Origin of the sequence: Salmonella sp. SAL03688 (genome assembly GCF_046551895.1) — a bacterium.
GTDB lineage: Bacteria > Pseudomonadota > Gammaproteobacteria > Enterobacterales > Enterobacteriaceae > Salmonella > Salmonella enterica.
The window spans coordinates 133891-154955 of sequence record NZ_JBGDVI010000010.1; the positions used below are offsets into that span (position 1 = coordinate 133891).

22 protein-coding genes are annotated in these 21065 nt (G+C 52.2%); 11 read left to right on the top strand and 11 right to left on the bottom strand.

The window, feature by feature from the left end:
- Positions 1 to 113: 113 nt before the first annotated feature.
- A complete protein-coding gene (locus ACLJR2_RS12500; protein ID WP_001267291.1) occupies positions 114 to 590 on the top strand; it encodes an FxsA family protein in 477 nt (158 codons plus the stop codon).
- Between the two features lie 58 nt (positions 591 to 648).
- Here the strand turns inward: ACLJR2_RS12500 and yjeH are convergent, their stop codons facing one another.
- A complete protein-coding gene (gene yjeH / locus ACLJR2_RS12505) occupies positions 649 to 1890 on the bottom strand; it encodes an L-methionine/branched-chain amino acid transporter (RefSeq protein ID WP_001004178.1) in 1242 nt (413 codons plus the stop codon).
- Positions 1891 to 2165: 275 nt separating this feature from the next.
- Between yjeH and ACLJR2_RS12510 the strand changes: the two genes are divergently transcribed.
- The 3 genes from ACLJR2_RS12510 to ACLJR2_RS12520 all read left to right on the top strand — a co-directional run bounded on the left by ACLJR2_RS12510 (position 2166) and on the right by ACLJR2_RS12520 (position 4746).
- Entirely contained in the window at positions 2166 to 2459 is a 294-nt protein-coding gene (locus ACLJR2_RS12510) for a co-chaperone GroES (protein WP_000027827.1), read from the top strand.
- Between the two features lie 43 nt (positions 2460 to 2502).
- Positions 2503 to 4149: a chaperonin GroEL gene (gene groL / locus ACLJR2_RS12515; RefSeq protein WP_000729126.1), complete on the top strand. Its 1647-nt coding sequence runs from the start codon at positions 2503 to 2505 to the stop codon at positions 4147 to 4149.
- A gap of 243 nt (positions 4150 to 4392) precedes the next feature.
- On the top strand, positions 4393 to 4746 hold the full coding sequence (locus ACLJR2_RS12520) for a DUF4156 domain-containing protein (RefSeq protein WP_000558210.1): 354 nt from the start codon (positions 4393 to 4395) through the stop codon (positions 4744 to 4746).
- Positions 4747 to 4793: 47 nt separating this feature from the next.
- On the opposite strand, the gene ACLJR2_RS12525 is transcribed toward ACLJR2_RS12520, so the two are convergent.
- Complete coding sequence (locus tag ACLJR2_RS12525; RefSeq protein WP_001229232.1) at positions 4794 to 5651, bottom strand: YjeJ family protein; 858 nt, start codon at positions 5649 to 5651, stop codon at positions 4794 to 4796.
- Between the two features lie 281 nt (positions 5652 to 5932).
- Positions 5933 to 6961, bottom strand: coding sequence for an EF-P beta-lysylation protein EpmB (epmB, locus tag ACLJR2_RS12530; RefSeq protein WP_000940482.1), 1029 nt, complete (start codon positions 6959 to 6961; stop codon positions 5933 to 5935).
- Positions 6962 to 7001: 40 nt separating this feature from the next.
- Here epmB and efp point away from each other — a divergent pair, with 40 nt between their 5' ends.
- The 3 genes from efp (at position 7002) to ecnB (ending at position 8017) form a co-directional block, all read left to right on the top strand.
- Positions 7002 to 7568: an elongation factor P gene (efp, locus tag ACLJR2_RS12535; RefSeq protein ID WP_000257282.1), complete on the top strand. Its 567-nt coding sequence runs from the start codon at positions 7002 to 7004 to the stop codon at positions 7566 to 7568.
- Between the two features lie 60 nt (positions 7569 to 7628).
- Positions 7629 to 7763 carry an entericidin A/B family lipoprotein gene (locus ACLJR2_RS12540; RefSeq protein ID WP_001670700.1) on the top strand — a complete coding sequence of 45 codons (135 nt, stop codon included), beginning with the start codon at positions 7629 to 7631 and terminating at the stop codon, positions 7761 to 7763.
- 107 nt (positions 7764 to 7870) lie between these two features.
- Positions 7871 to 8017: a lipoprotein toxin entericidin B gene (gene ecnB / locus ACLJR2_RS12545; RefSeq protein ID WP_000239598.1), complete on the top strand. Its 147-nt coding sequence runs from the start codon at positions 7871 to 7873 to the stop codon at positions 8015 to 8017.
- Positions 8018 to 8047: 30 nt separating this feature from the next.
- On the opposite strand, the gene ACLJR2_RS12550 is transcribed toward ecnB, so the two are convergent.
- Positions 8048 to 8635, bottom strand: coding sequence for a helix-turn-helix transcriptional regulator (locus ACLJR2_RS12550; RefSeq protein ID WP_000912959.1), 588 nt, complete (start codon positions 8633 to 8635; stop codon positions 8048 to 8050).
- Positions 8636 to 8891: 256 nt separating this feature from the next.
- Here ACLJR2_RS12550 and sugE point away from each other — a divergent pair, with 256 nt between their 5' ends.
- Entirely contained in the window at positions 8892 to 9209 is a 318-nt protein-coding gene (sugE, locus tag ACLJR2_RS12555) for a quaternary ammonium compound efflux SMR transporter SugE (RefSeq protein ID WP_000118469.1), read from the top strand.
- Between the two features lie 16 nt (positions 9210 to 9225).
- Here sugE and ACLJR2_RS12560 read toward each other — a convergent pair whose 3' ends face one another.
- The 5 genes from ACLJR2_RS12560 to frdA form a co-directional block, all read right to left on the bottom strand.
- The gene (locus tag ACLJR2_RS12560) at positions 9226 to 9759 is read right to left on the bottom strand and encodes a lipocalin family protein (protein WP_001221673.1); all 534 of its coding nucleotides are present in this window, start codon (positions 9757 to 9759) and stop codon (positions 9226 to 9228) included.
- Positions 9760 to 9869: 110 nt separating this feature from the next.
- Entirely contained in the window at positions 9870 to 10229 is a 360-nt protein-coding gene (frdD, locus tag ACLJR2_RS12565) for a fumarate reductase subunit FrdD (protein ID WP_000609650.1), read from the bottom strand.
- 10 nt (positions 10230 to 10239) lie between these two features.
- Positions 10240 to 10635 carry a fumarate reductase subunit FrdC gene (frdC, locus tag ACLJR2_RS12570; protein ID WP_000208749.1) on the bottom strand — a complete coding sequence of 132 codons (396 nt, stop codon included), beginning with the start codon at positions 10633 to 10635 and terminating at the stop codon, positions 10240 to 10242.
- A gap of 10 nt (positions 10636 to 10645) precedes the next feature.
- Entirely contained in the window at positions 10646 to 11380 is a 735-nt protein-coding gene (gene frdB / locus ACLJR2_RS12575; RefSeq protein WP_000829509.1) for a fumarate reductase iron-sulfur protein, read from the bottom strand.
- On the bottom strand, positions 11373 to 13163 hold the full coding sequence (gene frdA, locus ACLJR2_RS12580) for a fumarate reductase (quinol) flavoprotein subunit (protein WP_001192954.1): 1791 nt from the start codon (positions 13161 to 13163) through the stop codon (positions 11373 to 11375). The genes frdB and frdA overlap by 8 nt, the downstream gene beginning before the upstream one ends.
- Positions 13164 to 13485: 322 nt before the next feature.
- On the opposite strand from frdA, the gene epmA reads away from it, so the two are divergent.
- The 3 genes from epmA (at position 13486) to ACLJR2_RS12595 (ending at position 16576) form a co-directional block, all read left to right on the top strand.
- Entirely contained in the window at positions 13486 to 14463 is a 978-nt protein-coding gene (gene epmA, locus ACLJR2_RS12585) for an elongation factor P--(R)-beta-lysine ligase (RefSeq protein ID WP_000004794.1), read from the top strand.
- A gap of 225 nt (positions 14464 to 14688) precedes the next feature.
- On the top strand, positions 14689 to 16191 hold the full coding sequence (yjeM, locus tag ACLJR2_RS12590; RefSeq protein ID WP_000149873.1) for a glutamate/gamma-aminobutyrate family transporter YjeM: 1503 nt from the start codon (positions 14689 to 14691) through the stop codon (positions 16189 to 16191).
- Between the two features lie 64 nt (positions 16192 to 16255).
- On the top strand, positions 16256 to 16576 hold the full coding sequence (locus tag ACLJR2_RS12595) for a hypothetical protein (protein ID WP_001736544.1): 321 nt from the start codon (positions 16256 to 16258) through the stop codon (positions 16574 to 16576).
- A 136-nt stretch (positions 16577 to 16712) separates the two neighbouring features.
- On the opposite strand, the gene mscM is transcribed toward ACLJR2_RS12595, so the two are convergent.
- Positions 16713 to 20039 carry a miniconductance mechanosensitive channel MscM gene (gene mscM, locus ACLJR2_RS12600; RefSeq protein WP_001236755.1) on the bottom strand — a complete coding sequence of 1109 codons (3327 nt, stop codon included), beginning with the start codon at positions 20037 to 20039 and terminating at the stop codon, positions 16713 to 16715.
- 18 nt (positions 20040 to 20057) lie between these two features.
- A complete protein-coding gene (gene asd / locus ACLJR2_RS12605; RefSeq protein WP_001534906.1) occupies positions 20058 to 21026 on the bottom strand; it encodes an archaetidylserine decarboxylase in 969 nt (322 codons plus the stop codon).
- Between the last annotated feature and the right edge of the window lie 39 nt (positions 21027 to 21065).

The following is a 21065-nucleotide window of genomic DNA, read 5'->3' on the forward strand; positions in this document are numbered from 1 at the left end:
ATAGGCGTACAAACCACTTGAAATTTTGCTACGCACCACCATATCGAATCGATGCGAATCGCAACCCCATTCAAATGGTCGTCGCAGACGGCCATGACTTACAGGAGAGTCCTTTGCGCTGGATACCCTTTTTAGCTGTCTTTCTCTATGTTTACATTGAGATTTCTATCTTTATCCAGGTCGCCCATGTGCTTGGTGTCCTGATGACGCTAATCCTGGTGATTTTTACGTCTGTTATCGGTATGTCGCTGGTACGTAACCAGGGTTTTAAAAACTTTTTGCTGATGCAACAAAAAATGGCGGCCGGTGAGAGCCCGGCGGCAGAAATGATTAAGAGTGTATCGCTGATCATCGCTGGCTTACTGCTCCTGTTGCCGGGATTTTTCACCGATTTTCTCGGCCTTCTCCTTTTGTTACCGCCGGTGCAAAAACATTTGACGCTGAAGTTGCTGCCGCATTTACGTTTTTCCCGGATGCCGGGCGGCGGGTTTAGCGCAGGTACTGGCGGTGGCGAAACATTTGACGGCGAGTATCAGCGTAAAGATGACGATCGCGATCGTATTGAACATAAAGACGATCGTCGGGATTAAAGGTAGAGATGTTGGTCGGATAAGTCGCGTGAGGCGCTATCCGGCCAGCGGATGCGTCTTACGCCATGCGTTTTCGCTTCGGTAAAAACAGCCATAATGCAGCCAGCATGATAATGGCATATAAGCTTTTCCACCCCAGCATTGCCAGCAATAACAGGCACAGTAGACAACCCGTCACCGCCAGTGCATAGCAACGCCCTTTCAACAGTCGACAGCCCGCCAGCATACAAAGCAGATAGAGCATAATAAAAATACCGTTAGCATAGACGATCAGCGCATTGAGGTTAATCTTCAGGGCGTAGACGACCAGGGAACTCACGCAACAACAGGCCAGAATAACGTTTAACGCGTGCAAGGGAAGGCGCCCGGGAGAGAGTTGAGCCAGATAGTGATCGGGCTGATATTGCATTTGCGTCCATATCAGACGCGCAAAACTCTGAGCATACACATTCAGGCTGGCAAAGCAGGTGAGATAACCAATAATGCAGGCTACCCACAACGCCTGGATACCGAAGAGATGAACAATAACAAGCGGTAGCGAGGCTGTTGCCGCTATCTTGTCGCTATAGACGCCAAAATGCAGCACCACGGCGGTACAGGTCCAATAAATGGAGCCGGCCAGCATCAGGCCAATGATCAATGCGCTCGGAAAATCACGTTCAGGATTTTTAAATTCAGACGACAAATGCGTAAAAGCCTCAATTCCCACAAATCCCCAGAACATGATCGCCAGGGCGGTACACAGCCGGGAAAAGGTGATTTCGTTTGCGGCTGGGAAGGTGATATCTGCAGGTTTAATCGCGCCTTTCCACAGAATGGCGGCAATAAGCGCGATAATTAATCCAGCGATAATGGCTTGCAGGTTGGCGCTGGAGCTGGCGCCGCGCGATCCCATAAACCATAGCAAACCTAGAGTACCCAGCTCCCCAAATAAGAGCTGTTCGCTTTGCCAGCCAAACAGCGCCTGGCCGAAACCCACCGCAATATGCAAGGCTGCGGGAAAACTAACAGGAATGACTGATAAAAACAGCCAACTGATCACTCGTTGCAGACGCGGGCCAAATGCCATCCCGACAAAATGCGCTACGCCGCCAGCGTGTGGAAAATGGCGCCCCAGCACAGCAAAGACAATCGCAATAGGGAAAATCAAAATAATGAGCAGCGGCCATGCCCAAAGGCTGATGTCGCCTGCTGCCAGCGCAGCCAGCTCCGGAAGCGCAAAAACGCCAGTCCCTAATAATGATGTGGTTAACAAGATAACGCCCTGAACCAACCCAAGCTCTTTTTTTAGTTCATTCATCAGCTCATTATCCGGCGGAATTGTAACGTCAGGTGACGACAGACATTTTTAAGCGTATCACACACGCCTTTTCTTATAGCAGGATGTTCTAAACCTTGGGTAAACGTGAGATAAGTAGCGTTTTTACCGCTTTTTTCGCTCAGAAGAATTTTTTTTCATCTCCCCCCTTGAAGGGGCAAAACCCCATCCCCATCTCTCTGGTCACCAGCCGGGAAACCGTTTACGGGCCGGCGTCACCCATAACTGATAATGACTTTCTCAAAGGAGAGCTATCAATGAGTATTCGTCCGTTACATGATCGTGTGATCGTCAAACGTAAAGAAGTTGAGTCCAAATCTGCTGGCGGCATCGTACTGACCGGTTCCGCAGCGGGTAAATCAACTCGTGGCGAAATCATCGCTGTCGGTAAGGGTCGCATCCTGGACAACGGTACTGTACAGCCGCTGGACGTGAAAGTTGGCGACATCGTTATTTTTAACGATGGCTACGGTGTGAAATCTGAAAAGATCGACAATGAAGAAGTGTTGATCATGTCTGAAAGCGACATTCTGGCAATTGTTGAAGCGTAATCCGCGAACGACACTGAACATACGAATTTAAGGGAAAGAGAAAATGGCAGCTAAAGACGTAAAATTCGGTAACGACGCTCGTGTGAAAATGCTGCGCGGCGTAAACGTACTGGCAGATGCAGTGAAAGTAACCCTCGGTCCGAAAGGCCGTAACGTGGTTCTGGATAAATCTTTCGGTGCGCCGACTATCACTAAAGATGGTGTTTCCGTAGCGCGTGAAATCGAACTGGAAGACAAGTTTGAAAACATGGGCGCGCAGATGGTGAAAGAAGTTGCCTCTAAAGCGAACGATGCTGCAGGCGACGGCACCACCACCGCGACCGTACTGGCGCAGTCCATCATTACCGAAGGCCTGAAAGCCGTTGCTGCGGGCATGAACCCGATGGACCTGAAACGTGGTATCGACAAAGCGGTTGCTGCGGCGGTTGAAGAGCTGAAAGCCCTGTCCGTACCGTGCTCCGACTCTAAAGCGATTGCTCAGGTAGGTACTATCTCCGCTAACTCCGACGAAACCGTAGGTAAACTGATCGCGGAAGCGATGGATAAAGTCGGTAAAGAAGGCGTCATCACCGTTGAAGACGGTACCGGTCTGCAGGACGAACTGGACGTGGTTGAAGGTATGCAGTTTGACCGCGGCTACCTGTCTCCTTACTTCATCAACAAGCCGGAAACTGGCGCAGTAGAGCTGGAAAGCCCGTTCATCCTGCTGGCTGATAAGAAAATCTCCAACATCCGCGAAATGCTGCCGGTTCTGGAAGCCGTTGCAAAAGCAGGCAAACCGCTGCTGATCATCGCTGAAGATGTTGAAGGCGAAGCGCTGGCTACCCTGGTTGTTAACACCATGCGTGGCATCGTGAAAGTGGCTGCTGTTAAGGCACCGGGCTTCGGCGATCGTCGTAAGGCGATGCTGCAGGATATCGCTACCCTGACCGGCGGTACCGTAATCTCTGAAGAGATCGGTATGGAGCTGGAAAAAGCAACCCTGGAAGACCTGGGTCAGGCGAAACGTGTTGTGATCAACAAAGACACCACCACCATCATCGATGGCGTGGGTGAAGAAGCTGCCATCCAGGGCCGTGTTGCTCAGATCCGTCAGCAGATTGAAGAAGCGACCTCCGACTACGATCGTGAAAAACTGCAGGAGCGCGTAGCGAAACTGGCAGGCGGCGTTGCGGTAATCAAAGTTGGCGCTGCGACCGAAGTTGAAATGAAAGAGAAGAAAGCCCGCGTTGAAGATGCCCTGCACGCGACCCGTGCTGCGGTAGAAGAAGGCGTGGTTGCTGGTGGTGGCGTTGCGCTGATCCGCGTTGCTTCTAAAATTGCTGACCTGAAAGGCCAGAACGAAGACCAGAACGTGGGTATCAAAGTTGCGCTGCGCGCAATGGAAGCTCCGCTGCGTCAGATCGTGCTGAACTGCGGCGAAGAGCCGTCTGTTGTCGCTAACACCGTTAAAGGCGGCGACGGTAACTACGGTTACAACGCAGCAACTGAAGAATACGGCAACATGATCGATATGGGTATCCTGGACCCAACCAAAGTTACCCGTTCTGCGCTGCAGTACGCGGCTTCTGTGGCTGGTCTGATGATCACTACCGAGTGCATGGTGACCGACCTGCCGAAAAGCGATGCTCCTGATTTAGGCGCTGCTGGCGGCATGGGTGGTATGGGTGGTATGGGCGGCATGATGTAATTGCCCACACCCTGCATCCTTCAGGCTGCAGATGCGTTGGCTAACCCCAGTCACTTACTTGAGTAAGTGACTGGGGATTAACAAACTGGCCGCCTTCCTGCAACCAGAATGATTTGGATGTTTATCTCCCAGAATTGAGAAACCCCCGGGCAGAAATGACCGGGGGTTTTTCTTTTAGTCATCTTTTTAGTATAAGATTCAGATACGGACAAAACGTCCAGCTCATTGATTATGGGGAATAACATGCACGTGAAATATTTAGCAGGGATCGTTGGCGCCGCGCTGCTGATGGCGGGTTGTAGCTCCAGCAACGAACTCACCGCTGCCGGCCAAAATGTACGCTTTGTCGAAGATAAGCCAGGCGCGGAATGCCAGCTAATTGGTACGGCAACTGGTAAACAGAGTAACTGGTTTTCAGGCCAGCACGGCGAAGAGGGTGGCTCAATGCGTGGCGCAGCGAACGATCTGCGTAATCAGGCGGCCGCGATGGGTGGAAACGTGCTGTATGGCGTAAGTAGTCCGTCACAGGGCATGTTGTCCAGTTTTGTCCCGACGGCCAGCGAGATGAACGGCCAGGTTTATAAATGTCCGAACTGATATGTCTGAATCGTAACGCCCTCTGAAAGATTCAGAGGGCGATATGGTTAGCGTTTTTCCTGCGATGATGCCATGCGTAGATTATGCAACGCGCGCATGCATTGATCTTGCGTCAGACGCGCTGCTTTACCGGTTCCAAGCGTTCTGACAAAAACCTTACACGGTTTTCCTTCCAGCTTTTTAAGACGCGGGCTGAAATTCAGCAAGCGGCGTGATATCGCTTCAGCTTCTTTAGAGCCTGACTGACTACGGGTCTTAATGATGGTGCCGCAATCATGCGATTGTCCTGTCTCATCCGTATAACGATAAACGAGCGCTAAATAATGGTTATACAGATTATGTTTCCAGTCAGGCTGGTTATAGGTATCGAATTCGATATTACCGTTTTCCAGGCAGTCAGCATCGTATAATGGTAAAAAGTCCAGCATTGAAGAAATACGCAATGCGAGCTCACGCATTTCGGCATTATTAATGGCGTGAATAATAGCCATCACCAGAACTTCAACCTGCCACTCACCGACCTGTAAATCAAGATGGCTACCATTGTGCAGCTTTAACGTAAAGGTTAATACTTTTTCTGTATTATCGCTCAACGCTAAAGATTCAACACGCTGATTAACATCGGCGTTTTCCAGCTCTTCACGGAGTATTGCCGGAATATTCTCATGCATTTTAAGCACATGACTGCTTTTAGCTTTCTGGCGTTTTTCCTGCTCTTGTTCCGGAAGCGAGTGTTGTAGATAAAGCCGGTGTTCAAGGCCGATCAACAAGTCTCGCAGCGCGAGCACAGGAAAGAAAAGCAGTGTTTCTTTATTTCTCAGTGACTTCACCTTAAGCGCCAGCGCGATAAACTTATCATTGTGACGAATAACGCCGGTATTTAGTCCCTTAATCGTTAAGGCCATGTCAATTCTCCACAAATATAAAATAATTAAATGTTTTACTGCAATGTATTTGATATATAAATTGTTTATGCCGTCCTATAAAAAGGAGAACCAGTATAATTCGAAAATGCAGTACACGCTAAGCGAGTCCTAAAACGGACTTTATTGAAAAGAGAGGACCGGAAAGGTGTATTTAACGAAGGTTAGTTTATCGTCGCCAAAGGGTGAGGAGAATCGCGGGGGAATCTCCTCGTGATATCGCGCGGTAATATTTTTCGTCGTCCCTGACGCACCCGCGAGGATTAGCACTGCCGAAGCTGTAAATCCAGCGGTGTTTTGCTCGGTTCGCCGCCGATTTCACGCGCCAGTCTTGGCACCATATAGCCGGATACCAGCGTGAGCAGTTCGCGCATGATTTGCCGGGCTTCGTCATCGGTGACCATAAAATGCGCGGCGCCCTGCACTTTATCCAGCACATGCAGGTAATAGGGCATCACGCCGGCGTCAAATAGCGCGTTGCTCAGATTCGCCAGCGTTCGCGCGTTATCATTCACGCCACGCAGCAGGACGCTCTGGTTGAGAAGCGTGACGCCCACGTGGCGCAGTTTCTTCATCGCCAGGCAGAATGCCTCGTCCACTTCATTAGCGTGGTTGATATGGTTCACCAACAAAATTTGCAGACGTGACTGGTCAAAGCGGGCGACCAGTTCGTCAGTAATGCGTGCCGGGATGACGATAGGCAACCGACTGTGGATGCGTAGCCGCTTGACGTGCTTAATGGCTTCCAGTTGCGTGAGCAGCCAGTCCAGCTCATGATCTTTCGCCATCAGCGGATCGCCGCCGGAAAAGATGATCTCATCCAGTTCCGGGTGTGCGGCGATATACTCCAGCGCGACTGTCCAGTTGCGCTTATTGCCTTGATTCTCCGCATACGGGAAGTGACGACGGAAACAGTAGCGGCAATTTACCGCACATCCGCCTTTTACCAGCAATAGCGCCCTGTTTTGGTATTTATGCAATAATCCTGGCACCACGCTGTGTTGCTCTTCCAGCGGGTCGGTGGAGAAACCGGGGGCGACAATAAATTCATCCCGGGACGTCAGCACTTGACGTAAAAGAGGATCGTCAGGGTTGCCCTTCTCCATGCGCGCAATAAAAGCGCGCGGCACGCGGAGGGCAAACAAGCGCCTGGCGTCCTGTCCTGCCCGGAGGTTTTCATCAGCTTCAATCTGTAAAAGATGCAGCAGTTCGTCGGGATTGGTCACAACATCGGCAAGTTGCGCTAACCAATCTTCTCGCAATGGGGTATTTAGGGTTACAATATGCGCCATTTTGTGGCTTAGCTACCAGTTAACAATTTCAGAGGGCCTTATGGCGACTTACTATAGCAACGATTTTCGTTCCGGTCTTAAAATCATGTTGGATGGCGAACCTTATGCGGTTGAATCCAGTGAATTCGTGAAACCGGGTAAAGGCCAGGCGTTTGCCCGCGTTAAGCTGCGCCGTCTGCTGACCGGCACGCGCGTTGAGAAAACCTTCAAATCGACCGATTCCGCTGAAGGCGCGGATGTAGTCGATATGAACCTGACTTACCTGTACAACGACGGTGAGTTCTGGCATTTCATGAACAACGAAACCTTCGAGCAGCTGTCTGCAGATGCCAAGGCTATCGGCGACAACGCAAAATGGCTGTTGGATCAGGCGGAATGCATCGTGACCCTGTGGAACGGTCAGCCTATCTCTGTCACTCCGCCGAACTTTGTTGAACTGGAAATTGTTGATACCGACCCAGGTCTGAAGGGCGATACCGCAGGTACTGGCGGCAAACCAGCCACGCTGTCTACTGGCGCAGTGGTTAAAGTTCCGCTGTTCGTGCAGATTGGCGAAGTGATCAAAGTCGATACCCGTTCCGGCGAATACGTATCCCGCGTAAAATAATTTACGTTATCGGGAAAAATGGTGCAGCGTATGCTGCGCCATCCTATTTTTCGCGCCTCAATGATGAAACGCTTTATCTGCCTTGTCGCACTGGTTCTTCTTACCGGCACATTATTAACGGCATGTAATACCGCCCGCGGCTTCGGCGAAGATATTCAGCATCTTGGCCACGCCATCTCCCGCGCAGCCAGCTAATCGCTTCTCGTCTTCCTAAAATTAGTCGATCGCCCGTCATTTTCTGGGATGTTGTCTATTATTAAGTTGCTATACACAAACAACATTGGCTAGAAAAGGAAGACATTATGGTTAAAAAGACAATTGCAGCGATCTTTTCTGTTTTGGTACTTTCCACTGTATTAACTGCTTGTAATACCACGCGCGGCGTGGGCGAGGACATCTCGGACGGTGGTAGTGCGATCTCTGGCGCTGCAACCAGAGCTCAGCAGTAATCATCAACGGTACGGCATGGCGTCGTACCGTTAATCGATTTTCTCCGGAAGCATAAGAAAGGGAGAATACCGGTTATCCATATGAAGTTTCATACGGATATTACGTTTATAGGTGTAAACCGTTTTCCCGTGAATGCCAAGCGCATACGCAATCTCTTTATTGCTGGTGCCTTCCGTCCACATCGCGAGCACTTTTTCCTCCTGCGGAGAGAGCAATGGCGTGGCGCTTTCCGGCGCTTCCTGCAGTGGATGAGTATATAGCGCTCCTTTAATTCGTTGTGCAAGCTCATGTAAAGGCGTGTGTTTAGATAACACCGCATGACTGGCATATTGCGGTCTGTACGGCATATTCCCTGACTGTAATAATACCAACGGCGTCATCCTGCAGGCGGCAAAAAATGCATTGATAGGCTGCTCGGGTAAGGCATCGTTGAGAAAACCATATAAATCAGCGATAACCAGATGGGGCTTCCATTGCAGAATATGTTCTTTCGCCAGTATAAGGTTATTCATCCCGGATACCAGCAGTGAAGAACTGAGCACATCAGTGTGATTAAGCCAGGCCTCCATGCCCGTACGGGTAAAGTGGCATCGGTCTATCACTAAAATTTTCAACATAGTTTTTTGCACCCGGAAGTAGATAAAGCACTTTCTTTCCCAGAAGGCGTTCCATCATAGAGAACTCCTGTGGGCGCTAAATGCGAAAACTACGCGGCTTAAAAGGGCCAATTCCCGCCTTTAGACGGAAAAAAATAAAAAGGTTGAAATTCATTTTCTCTCAGGCAAGAATGGCTTTTCATCCGTATACGTTACAGGACGACCTGTAAACGCTATTCTCACCGGGGACGGCCCCATTAATTATCTGGAGCCTGCTATGTCCTGGATCATTCTATTAATCGCTGGTTTACTTGAAGTGGTATGGGCTGTCGGCCTGAAGTATACCCACGGTTTTTCTCGTCTGACCCCCAGTATTATCACCATTACGGCCATGGTTATCAGTATGGCGTTACTTTCCTGGGCAATGAAAACGCTGCCTGTTGGAACGGCGTACGCCATCTGGACCGGCATCGGCGCCGTTGGGGCGGCAATCACCGGTATCCTTCTGCTGGGCGAGTCTGCCTCACCGGCGCGTTTGCTCAGTCTTGGCTTGATCGTCGCGGGTATCATTGGGCTAAAACTCAGTGCGCATTAATTCGTCGCTGATATTGCTACGAACCTGATTGTTTTACCCAAATTAATTTATTGACGTCAAACCCCTCCCGGGTCGCGACGGCCAGCATTTGCTGTTTTATTTCCTCAGAAAGCGTTGGCGTGCGAGAGAGTATCCACAGATAGTCGCGATCCGGGCCGCACACCAGCGCATGACGGTATTCCCGGTCAAGCGCAATCACGTTATAGCCGCCGTAGAACGGGCCGAAAAAAGAGACCTTGAGCGCGGCGCGGTTTGGACTACCGGTAAAATACGCTTTGCCTTCTGTTTTTTGCCACATTCCCCGCTCCGGGTTATAGCCTTTATTGATGACATTAATCCCGCCATCGTCACGCAGGCTATAGGTGGCCGTGACTTGTTCCAGCCCACGTTCAAATCGATGATCGAGGCGTGCGATCTCATACCAGGTGCCGAGGTAACGTTTGGCATCAAAGTTATTTACCACGGTAACGCCTTTAGGCGGAGTAGGCGAACTACAGGCGACAACCAGAAATGCAGCCGTAACTGCAGCAACGACGGGCAGAATGCGCATAAAATTTTCCTTCCAGTGTTTTTTCTAAGTGTAGAACCTGGTGGGAAAATGAGAGGCAGGAAAAGAAAAAACGCCCTCTTATCGGGTAGATAAGAGGGCGTCGTGGCAACTTAGAGAGTGATAACGCCAATCGCCGTCACAACGGTCAGGATTGCCGCCAGACCGTAGAAGACCCATTTGCCCGCAGGCACGTGGATTTTCAGGTCATGCATCGCGTGGTGCATACGGTGTAGGCCACACCATAGCGGCAGCACGATCATCAGGAACAGAAAAACGCGACCAATAAAGCTTTGGGCGAACGTCAGTACGCGCTCAAAACTCAGGGCATCGCCCGGAAATAGCCCCAGCGGCAGCATGATGCCAACCAGTAGCACGATCACCGGCGCGATGATCGCGCCCCACATACCGCCTGCGCCAAACAGTCCCCAGAATACGGGTTCATCAGAACGTTTTGGGTTTGGATTAATCATCCGGGACTCCTTACCAGAACAGGGCAACATACAGAATGACTACGGTGACTACCGCAGTGACCACCCAAAGCCCTTTGATGATTGGCTCTGGCCCCATTTTTTCGTCTTTTACAATGATATTGGCCGCCTTCGGCGCCAGTTCAAACCAGGTTTTGGTGTGCAGCAGCGCGGCCGCCAGGGTGATCAGGTTTAAGATCACTACCACCGGGTTTTGTAAAAAGCCGACGAATCCCATCCAGGATTCCGCGCCGTGTTTGAGCGCAAACAGACCGAAAATCAGTTCAATACTGAACCAGACTGCCGGCACCGCTGTGCCTTCGCGCAGCATATAAAAGCGATAAAACGGCAGTTTTTTCCACCAGGTGGACGTCATCGGCCGCACATAGGGTTTGCGTTTAGTCGTCATGTTGCACTCCTTAGCGTGGTTTCAGGGTGGCGATAAGAAAGTCTTTCGAGCTTTCCACTTTACCCTGCTGAATGGCCGCAGCCGGATCGACATGTTTTGGACAGACTTCGGAGCAGTAGCCCACGAAAGTACAGGTCCATACGCCGTTCGGACTGTTCAACTGCGCCATACGCTCCTTCTTACCGTGATCGCGGCTATCTTCGTTATAGCGATGCGCCAGCGTAATCGCAGCCGGTCCGATAAATTCAGGATTCAGACCGAACTGCGGGCACGCGGCGTAGCACAGACCACAGTTGATGCAACCGGAGAACTGGTGATACTTCGCCATTTGCGCCGGGGTCTGGACATTCGGCCCCTGATCTGGCGTGCGAGAGTTGCCAATAATGTACGGTTTGATCGCTTCCAGGCTTTCGATAAAGTGCGTCATATCGACAACCAGATCGCGCTCAATCGGGAAGTTCGCCAGCGCTTCCACCTTCATACCGTTGGTGTAATCGCGCAGGAAGGTTTTACACGCCAGTTTAGGGACGTTGTTGACCATCATGCCGCAGGAGCCGCAGATCGCCATACGGCAGGACCAGCGGTAGCTCAGGTCTGGCGACAGGTTATCTTTGATGTAGCCCAACGCGTCCAGTAGCGATGTTGTTTCATCATAAGGAACTTCATAGAAAGCACTGTGCGGCGCGGTATCGGTTTCCGGGTTATAGCGAACCACCTCAACTTTCAGGTTTTTCATCTCAGCCATTCGCCTTCTCCTTCTTATCGGCTGCTTCCGCTTCACCGCCGTAAACACGTTTGGCTGGCGGCAGGGTGGTGATTTTCACGTCGCTGTATTCCAGACGGGTCGTGCCATCAGCATCGCGGAAGGCGAGGGTGTGCTTGAGGAAGTTCACATCGTCGCGCTCGGTACAGCCTTCATCCAGACGCTGATGCGCGCCGCGGGACTCTTTACGCGCCAGCGCAGAGTGCGCCATACATTCCGCTACGTTCAGACCATGACCCAGTTCGATGGTATACAGCAGGTCAGTGTTGAACACGCTGGAGGTATCGGAGATACGTACGCGCTTGAAACGTTCCTGAAGCTCGGCCAGTTTATCAACGGTTTTCTGCATCAGTTCCGGAGTACGGTAAATACCGCAACCTTCTTCCATAGACAGACCCATCTCATCGCGGATCTTCGACCAGTTTTCGTTGCCTTCCTGGTTCACCAGATTTTTCAGACGTTGTTCAATATCGGCAACCTGGGCGTCGAGCGCGGCGCTATTTGCGGCGCCTGCCGTAGCAGCGCGTTCCATTGCTTGTTCGCCAGCCAGACGACCAAACACCACCAGTTCCGCCAGTGAGTTGGAACCGAGGCGGTTCGCGCCATGCAGGCCAACAGAGGAGCATTCGCCAACGGCAAACAGCCCTTTGACACGGCTTTCACAGTTCTGGTCGGTTTCAATGCCGCCCATGGTGTAGTGCGCGGTCGGACGTACTGGAATCGGTTCTTTAACCGGATCGACGCCGACATAGGCTTTCGCCAGTTCGCAAATGAACGGCAGACGTTCATGCAGTTTCTTCTCGCCGAGATGACGCAGGTCGAGGTGAACCACATCGCCGCGCGGCGTGGAGATGGTGTTGCCTTTACGCCATTCGTGCCAGAAAGCCTGGGATACTTTGTCGCGTGGCCCCAGTTCCATATATTTGTTTTTCGGCTCGCCCAGCGGCGTTTCGGGGCCCATGCCGTAGTCTTGCAGGTAACGGTAGCCATTTTTATTGACCAGAATACCGCCTTCGCCGCGGCAACCTTCGGTCATCAGGATACCGGAACCTGGCAGGCCGGTCGGGTGATACTGAACGAATTCCATATCACGCAGCGGAACGCCGTGGCTCAGCGCCATGCCCATCCCGTCGCCGGTGACGATGCCGCCGTTGGTGTTATAGCGGTATACGCGGCCTGCGCCGCCTGTCGCCATGACCACGGCGTTGGCGCGGATTTGCACCAGCGTGCCTTCCATCATGTTCATTGCCACCAGGCCGCGCGCATGGTTGTCATCAACCAGAATATCCAGCACAAAATGTTCGTCAAAGCGCTGGATTTGTGGGAACTGCAGGGAAGTCTGGAACAGGGTATGCAGCATATGGAAGCCGGTTTTATCCGCGGCGAACCAGGTACGCTCGATTTTCATACCACCGAAGCGACGCACGTTAACGCTACCGTCCGGACGGCGGCTCCACGGGCAGCCCCATTGCTCCAGCTGCGTCATCTCAGTGGGACAATGGTGGACAAAGTAATCCACGACATCCTGCTCACACAGCCAGTCTCCGCCTGCTACCGTATCGTGAAAATGGTAGTCAAAGCTGTCATGATCCTGGGCGACAGCGGCTGAACCCCCTTCGGCAGCGACGGTGTGGCTGCGCATCGGGTACACTTTTGAGATCAGTGCGATTTTAGCATTGGGATTCGCCTGTGCGGCAGCAATTGCAGCACGTAATCCCGCGCCACCGGCGCCTATAATGGCAAGATCGGCTTGAAAGGTTTGCACGACATTCCTCCAGATTATTGTAATTTCACCCTCGCGCAGCCAGATAAAGCCTCTGGGTTCTGCGAAGTATGAATGCGTTTCCACTGCTCCTTTATGGGTACAACAGTATAGTCTCAGGGATGTGAGGGAAATTTGACGTGTTCGATTTTTTTAGCGTATCAGAGGGATGAATTATCATTGATTTTGATTAATTTAATTACTAAACCATCTGAAATCACTTTTTTTACCCTCCAGAAGGCGCCCGATACGCCTGCGCAAAATTTGTTTCGCCCGCGCGTTGCGAGTAGACTTCGTGACCTTGTCTTAAACTGGAGAAAGAATCATGAGCGAAACGGCAACCTGGCAGCCGAGCGCGTCCATCCCCAATTTATTAAAACGTGCGGCGATTATGGCGGAAATCCGTCGTTTCTTTGCCGATCGTGGAGTGCTTGAGGTTGAGACGCCCTGCATGAGTCAGGCGACGGTCACAGACATTCATCTGTTCCCGTTCGAAACGCGTTTCGTCGGACCTGGCCATTCCCAGGGGATCAACCTCTATTTAATGACCAGTCCGGAATACCATATGAAACGCCTGCTGGCGGCAGGGTGCGGTCCGGTTTTCCAGCTATGCCGCAGTTTCCGTAATGAAGAGATGGGACGACATCATAATCCGGAATTCACCATGCTGGAGTGGTATCGCCCGCATTACGATATGTACCGCCTGATGAATGAAGTGGATGATTTGCTTCAGCAAGTGCTGGATTGTCAACCTGCGGAAAGTCTCTCCTATCAACAGGCGTTTCAGCGCCATCTGGAGATTGACCCGTTATCAGCAGATAAAACGCAACTGCGTGAGGCGGCGGCAAAGCTTGATTTAAGCAATATCGCCGATACGGAAGAAGACCGTGATACGTTGCTGCAACTGCTGTTCACGATGGGGGTTGAGCCGCATATAGGTAAAGAAAAGCCGACCTTTATTTATCACTTTCCGGCCAGTCAGGCATCGCTGGCACAAATCAGTACCGAGGATCATCGCGTCGCCGAGCGCTTTGAGGTGTACTACAAAGGTATTGAGCTGGCGAATGGTTTCCACGAACTGACGGACGCACGTGAGCAACAACAGCGCTTTGAACAGGACAATCGTAAGCGCGCCGCTCGCGGTCTGCCGCAGCAGCCGATTGACCAAAATCTACTGGATGCGCTGGCCGCCGGTCTACCGGATTGTTCCGGCGTGGCGCTGGGTGTTGATCGTCTGGTGATGCTGGCGCTGGGAGCAGAAAGCCTGGCGGACGTGATTGCTTTTACGGTCGATCGGGCGTAAATCTGAAATTCACTCTTTCGCGAGATAAAATGGCGCAATAAGCGCCATTTTGTAGCATATTTTTTCAATTATCCTCTGTTTGCCACAACATAAGGCTGGAACTTTGATGCCATTTAGGTATCAATCCTGTGTTGATTTTTTTATCGCTGACCTTTGTAAAAAAGAAGGCGGCGTCAATCGGTGAGCGGCGTCTGGCAAACGCGCTCGAGAGTAAGGGATGGTTGAATGACCCACACGATAAAAAAGATGAGCCTTATTGGGCTTATCCTGATGATTTTTACTTCTGTTTTTGGTTTTGCGAATAGCCCGTCGGCGTTTTATTTAATGGGGTATAGCGCAATCCCGTGGTATATATTTTCTGCCTTGCTGTTTTTTATTCCATTCGCCTTAATGATGGCTGAAATGGGTTCCGCTTATCGCAAAGAAGAGGGCGGGATCTATTCGTGGATGAATAATAGCGTGGGGCCACGTTACGCGTTTATCGGCACGTTTATGTGGTTTTCATCGTATGTCATATGGATGGTAAGTACGGCGGCAAAAATTTGGGTACCGTTTTCTACTTTTGTTTTTGGCGCCGATATGACGCAGCACTGGCGTATTGCGGGGCTTGAGCCTACGCAGGTTGTCGGGCTGCTCGCCGTTGGCTGGATGATTCTGGTGACGTGTGTCGCCGCCAGAGGGATCAATAAAATTGCGCGAATTACGGCGGTCGGAGGTATTGCCGTAATGTGTCTTAATTTAGTTTTATTGTTAGTGAGTGTCGCTATTTTGTTATTAAATGGTGGGCATTTTGCACAAGAAATTAATTTTACCTCGTCACCGAATCCGGGTTATCACTCCGGTCTGGCAATGTTGTCATTTGTGGTATTTGCTATTTTTGCTTACGGCGGTATTGAGGCTGTCGGCGGACTGGTGGATAAAACCGAGAAACCGGAAAAGAATTTTGCGAAAGGTATTGTCTTCGCGGCCATTGTGATTTCAATTGGTTATTCTTTGGCGATCTTTTTATGGGGCGTCAGTACTAACTGGCAACAGATATTAAGTAATAGCGCCGTTAACTTAGGGAATATTACCTACATTTTGATGTCGAGTTTAGGCACGACATTAGGTAACGCGTTAAACCTTTCTCCGGACGCAGCGATGACGGTGGGCGTCTGGTTTGCGCGTATCACCGGCCTTTCTATGTTTCTGGCTTATACCGGCGCGTTTTTTACGTTGAGCTATTCACCGCTGAAAGCCATTATTCAGGGGACGCCAAAAGCGTTGTGGCCCGCGCCGATGACGACACTGAACGCTAACGGTATGCCGGCGACCGCTATGTGGCTACAGTGCGTGCTGGTGAGTCTGTTTATTTTGCTGGTCTCTTTTGGCGGTGACACCGCATCGGCGTTTTATAACAAACTCACGCTGATGGCGAACGTCTCAATGACCTTGCCATACCTGTTCCTTGCGCTGGCATTTCCCTTCTTTAAAGCGCGTCAGGATCTGGAGCGGCCATTTGTTCTCTTTAAAACCAAAGCCTCTACCCTGGTCGCGACGGGTGTTGTGGTGCTGGTGGTGACGTTTGCCAACGTCTTTACCATCATCCAGCCGGTGATTGAAGCTGGGGGTTGGGACAGCGCCTTGTGGATGATCGGCGGCCCGATCTTCTTCTCGCTGCTGGCGATGGCGATTTATCAGAATTACAGCAGCCGCATGAGCGCTGATCCGGAGTGGGCGGCGGAGTAAAGACCGTATGCCGGATAAGACCCCAAGGGTCGCATCCGGCGTTTATTGCCCGATGGAGAACATTATGAATGATAGTTCGAGAGACCCGATTATCACGGAAGATGAGGTTAGGGCACTCAATTTTACTCCGGAAGATATCCTTGAAATAGAAAAGGTTATTCTTTCTTCCGTTCATGTTGCACGTCGAAAGGTTGCGATGGTAGTAGGAATGACTATTGGCACGTTAAGGGATCGCGATGAGGATAAGTGGAAACATGTGTCGGATATTTATTGCGCGTATGTTATAAGATGCCTCGTATTTCGCGGAGAACTGGTGGGTTACGGCGATTTATTCCGAATGCGCTATAGCGAAATTAACCTGCCTGTTGCAGATCTGGACGCATAATAAGTCCGAAAATGTCTGTGAGCTGCGATGAAATGCCCGATGGCGCAAGCTTATCGGGCCTACAGGTTAATTGCCGGCCCGTAGGCCGGATAAGACCCGACGGGTCGCATCCGGCATTTCTTGCCTGGATCATGCGCTACAAACTGCCCGCCGGGCGGCTGGTTTTACCCGCTGACGTTAACGTTCTCCCCGTTTGTTTACCGCCGAGGCTCTCCAGACGCATCTGGAACGGCGGGAACGGCATATCAATACCGTGTTCGCGGAAGCCAGCCAGAATCAATTGGTGGATCTCATGGCGTAATGGCATACGGTGTCCCATTTCCGCGGCATAGATACGCAGTTCGAAAATTTGAATACCCTGCTGGAGATCCACCAGAAAGATTTCAGGCGGCGGGTTGTCCAGCACCAAAGAACAGCGCTGCGCCGCCGTCAGCAGAATTTGCGTCACCTCTTCGCTATTGGCATCCGCCGGTGCCGGGATGGTTAACACCACGCGCGTAACGGAGTCAGACAGCGACCAGTTGATAAACTGTTCGGTGATAAAGGCTTTATTCGGCACGATAATCTCTTTACGATCCCAGTCGCTGATGGTGGTGGCGCGGGTATTGATTTTGGTCACGCTGCCGGTGAGATCGCGAATGGTCACCGTATCGCCGATACGAATCGGCTTTTCAAACAAAATAATCAGGCCGGAGATAAAGTTAGCGAAAATTTCTTGCAGGCCAAAACCAAGCCCAACGCCGAGCGCGGCCACCAGCCATTGTAGCTTCGACCACTCAATGCCGATCATCGAGAAACCGACCAGCCCGCCAATCAGCATTAACAGATATTTGGTGATGGTCGTGATGGCGTAACCGGTACCAGGCGTTAAATCGAGATGCTGTAATAACGCCAGTTCCAGCAGCGCAGGCAGATTACGCACCAACTGCGTGGTGATGATAAAGACCAGAATCGCAATGAGCACCGCCCCCAGAGTAATCGGCTCCAGGCTTTCCACGCCTTGCACCGTAGAGGTGACATCCCACAGCGAAATATTCTCCAGGAAGCCGAATGCCGAGTGGATTTCCGACCACAGTACAATTACCGATAGCAGGGCGATAAGCATCAGAATTGAGCGGACCAGACGCAGCGACTGGGCGCTAATAGCGTCAAGATCGATTTCACTTTCATCGATGTCGACCGCGCCTTCCAGGCTGGAGGAGTGCGCCGGTTCTTCTTCGCCGCGCGCGCGCTGCGCCAGCATTTCCGCCCGACGATGTTTGGCGCGGTCAAAAGCCAGTCGGCGTCGTTGGATCAGCATCCAGCGGCGAATGACGTGATAGATGACCAGCAACAGGAACCAGATGGCGACCGAGGTTTCCAGTCTCGCCAGTAGCGCCTGCGCCGTGGCCAGATAACCCACCGCCGCCGCCAGAATCGCGATAAGCGGCGCGCCCATCAGCATATTCCACAGCAGGCTGTTGACCATGTTGTCGCCGTTGCCTTCTTTATCAAGATAGAGCGGGATGCCCGCTTTTTTCAGACTCAGCGTGACCAGCGCCAGCGCGCCGCATATCAGGATGAAGCAAAGGCGGCCCAACGAGCCGGAAAACTCCCGATCGTTAAGATTATCAAACATGATCACTGCCATAATGAGCGGCACGATCAGCCCAATGCTCATCAGGTAGTAGCGCATCGCTTTCGCTACCCGGTTTCGCGGCCAGCCGAAATGCGCCACAAACAGGCCATTAGGGCGGGCAAAAGCGGCGCAAATCATGACTACCCACAACAGCGGTACTGTCGCCGTCACGCCATCGCCGATGGCGACGGCCAGCGGATACGGCCAGGCTTCCTGCAGACCATAGCCGAGCGTCGCCCACAAGACGGGCAGCGGCGAGGCGACCAGAATCGACCAGAACACCGTTCGCAGCGTCAGCGAGAAGTGATCCTGGGTGACTTTCCCGACGCGCGAGGCCGAGCGCTCAAGGAACCGGTTGAAGTGTTGGCGCGAATAGAGGCTAAACCCGACCAGCGCCAGCGCGCCGAATAACGGCAGTAGCGTCTCTTTGCTGGTCAGCATCATGATGCTGGCTTTACCTAACTGATTAAACGTATCTAATGAGATAAGCCGGCGTAAATCCTGAACCAAATCAACAGGCCAGGAGAGCGATAGCGGGCTAACGTCAGCGGTCCAGAACAGATAACGGTGGGTCGCTTCATTAACCTCTTTAAGCGCATCCTCCAGTTGGCTGTTGGAGACTTTCAGTTTGGTCAGCTCTAGGATCAGCGTATCGCCGCCCTGTAACAACGAGTTGAGCAGCTCGCGCTGAGTGCGAAGCTGGGCGTCAAGAATCTGGTTTTGCTCGGCGGTCAGCGGCTGTCCATTGGCCTGACGTATTTGCCGTAGCTGCGGCTGCTTATTGAGTAACTCTTCATAGCGCATACGGTGGACGCGTAGCTGCGCCATTTCCGTATCAAGCTGCTGCGGCTTAGGCATCTCTGGCAGACGGGCGACCTGCGCACGCAGCGCTTCGCCAAGCATGTTGGACACGCCAAGCCATTGCGACTGCTCCCGCAGCGTATTGAGCGCCTGGCGCACCTGTAACGTTTGGCTGGTGGCCTGTCGCTGCTGCGAGGCGACCAGATCCATCCGCTGCGCTTGTTGATTGAGCGCCTGTGACAGCTCGCGGTTGACTTTAAATTGTTCGACGATGCCTTCCGGCAAACCGGCGCTGTTTTCCGCCAGCAGCTCAGTGCTTTCCAGCGCGCGTTCCGCTTCACGTTGGCGCAGGCTATTGAGCTGATTGCGCAGCGCCTGAAGATACGCATCCAATTGCTGACTCTGTTTTTCCGCCAGCTCGGAACGCAGACGAGCCAGTTCCTGCCGGTTGTTGGCGGACAGTTGCGCCAACTCCAGTTCGTCGACTAACGCTTTTAGTTTGGCGGACTCCGCCTGCATACTGAGACTTTGCGCCTGGCTAAGCGCGGCACTTCCGCCTGCGGCGCCGAGTCGTCGCTCAATCTCATTAAGCTGGCGGCGGGCGTCGTTTTGCTGTTGGGGAAGCTGGCTGAGCGAGTCGGCGATCTCCCTGACGCGCTCCTGCTCCTGTTGCGCCTCGCGGGTTTTATCCAGTAGCTGGCTGCTAACCTGCAAGATCTCCTGATTTAACGCTTCGGTGGACATCTCTGGCGGTACGCTGCGAGGTTCATCGCGCAGATTATTCAACTGGGCGCGCAAGGTGGCGGATAGCTTAGGGAAATTATCAATAACGTGTTGATATTGTTTCGCGCGCTCAAGCGAGCCTTTTCGCTCTTCAAGCGCGTTTAACGCAGTCTGGAGCGCCTCAACGGCTTCCGGCTGAGCGGGCTTCGCCGCTTTTGCCTGCTCCAGTTCCTGCGTGATTTGTTTGGCGTCGGGGGCCGTTGCGGCGAACGCCCCCGTGCTGAGGCACCAGGCCATCAGAAAAGCGATAATCAGGCGCACGTCAGCATTCTCTCTTGATTAGGTGTCGTCTTTTTTATTGTCAACCAGCGGGCTGGCGCCGTGTTCGGCTTTAATTTCTTCTGCCGGCAGCGGAGCAGGTTCTACCTCCGGCGCGACGAATGTTTCGGTCGACGTCGCCAGCGGTTGGCCAATTTTGGTAACGGACAGGCTTGCCAGCGACTCGATCAGATTCACTTTCCCCGGCGCAAATAAGTTGATGACCGTGGAACCCAGTTTAAAGCGTCCCATCTCCTGGCCTTTCAACAAGGCGACAGACCCTTCATGTTCGCCTTCTGGCCAGGTCCAGCGCTTGATGATGCCTTCGCGCGGCGGGGTAATGGTCCCCGCCCAGACGGTTTCGATACTGCCGACAATAGTTGCGCCGACCAGAATCTGCGCCATAGGGCCGAACTCGGTATCAAACAGGCAGATAACGCGCTCGTTGCGGGCAAACAGGTTGGGGACGTTTTGCGCGGTCAGATGGTTAACGGAGAACAGATCGCCCGGTACGTAGATCATTTCACGCAGGATGCCGTTGCATGGCATGTGCACGCGATGGTAGTCGCGAGGGGAGAGGTAAGTGGTCACAAACGTGCCGTTGCGGAACTTATCCGCCATCAGGTAGTTACCCGCCAGCAACGCCTCAAGGCTGTAATTATGGCCTTTGGCCTGCAAAATTTTATCTTCTTCGATACGACCCAACTGGCTTATCACGCCGTCAGCAGGCATCACCAGGATGTTAGGATCGGTATTGAGCGGACGCACGTCATCACGCAGCGGACGAACAAAGAAATCATTGAACGTACGATAGCTGGCGGTATCCGGTTTTTGCGCCTCGGTCATATCGACTTTGTAATACTTTACGAAGAGATCGATAACCAGTTTTGTCAGCCATCCTGCTCGTTTGCTTGCGCCCCAGCCCGCCAGGCGAGTGAGCCATAGTTTCGGCAGAATGTATTGTAGCGAAAGTTTAAATGAGTTTAACAAGGTAGCCTCCAGGCCATTGTTGTTCCTGAACCGGCAGTT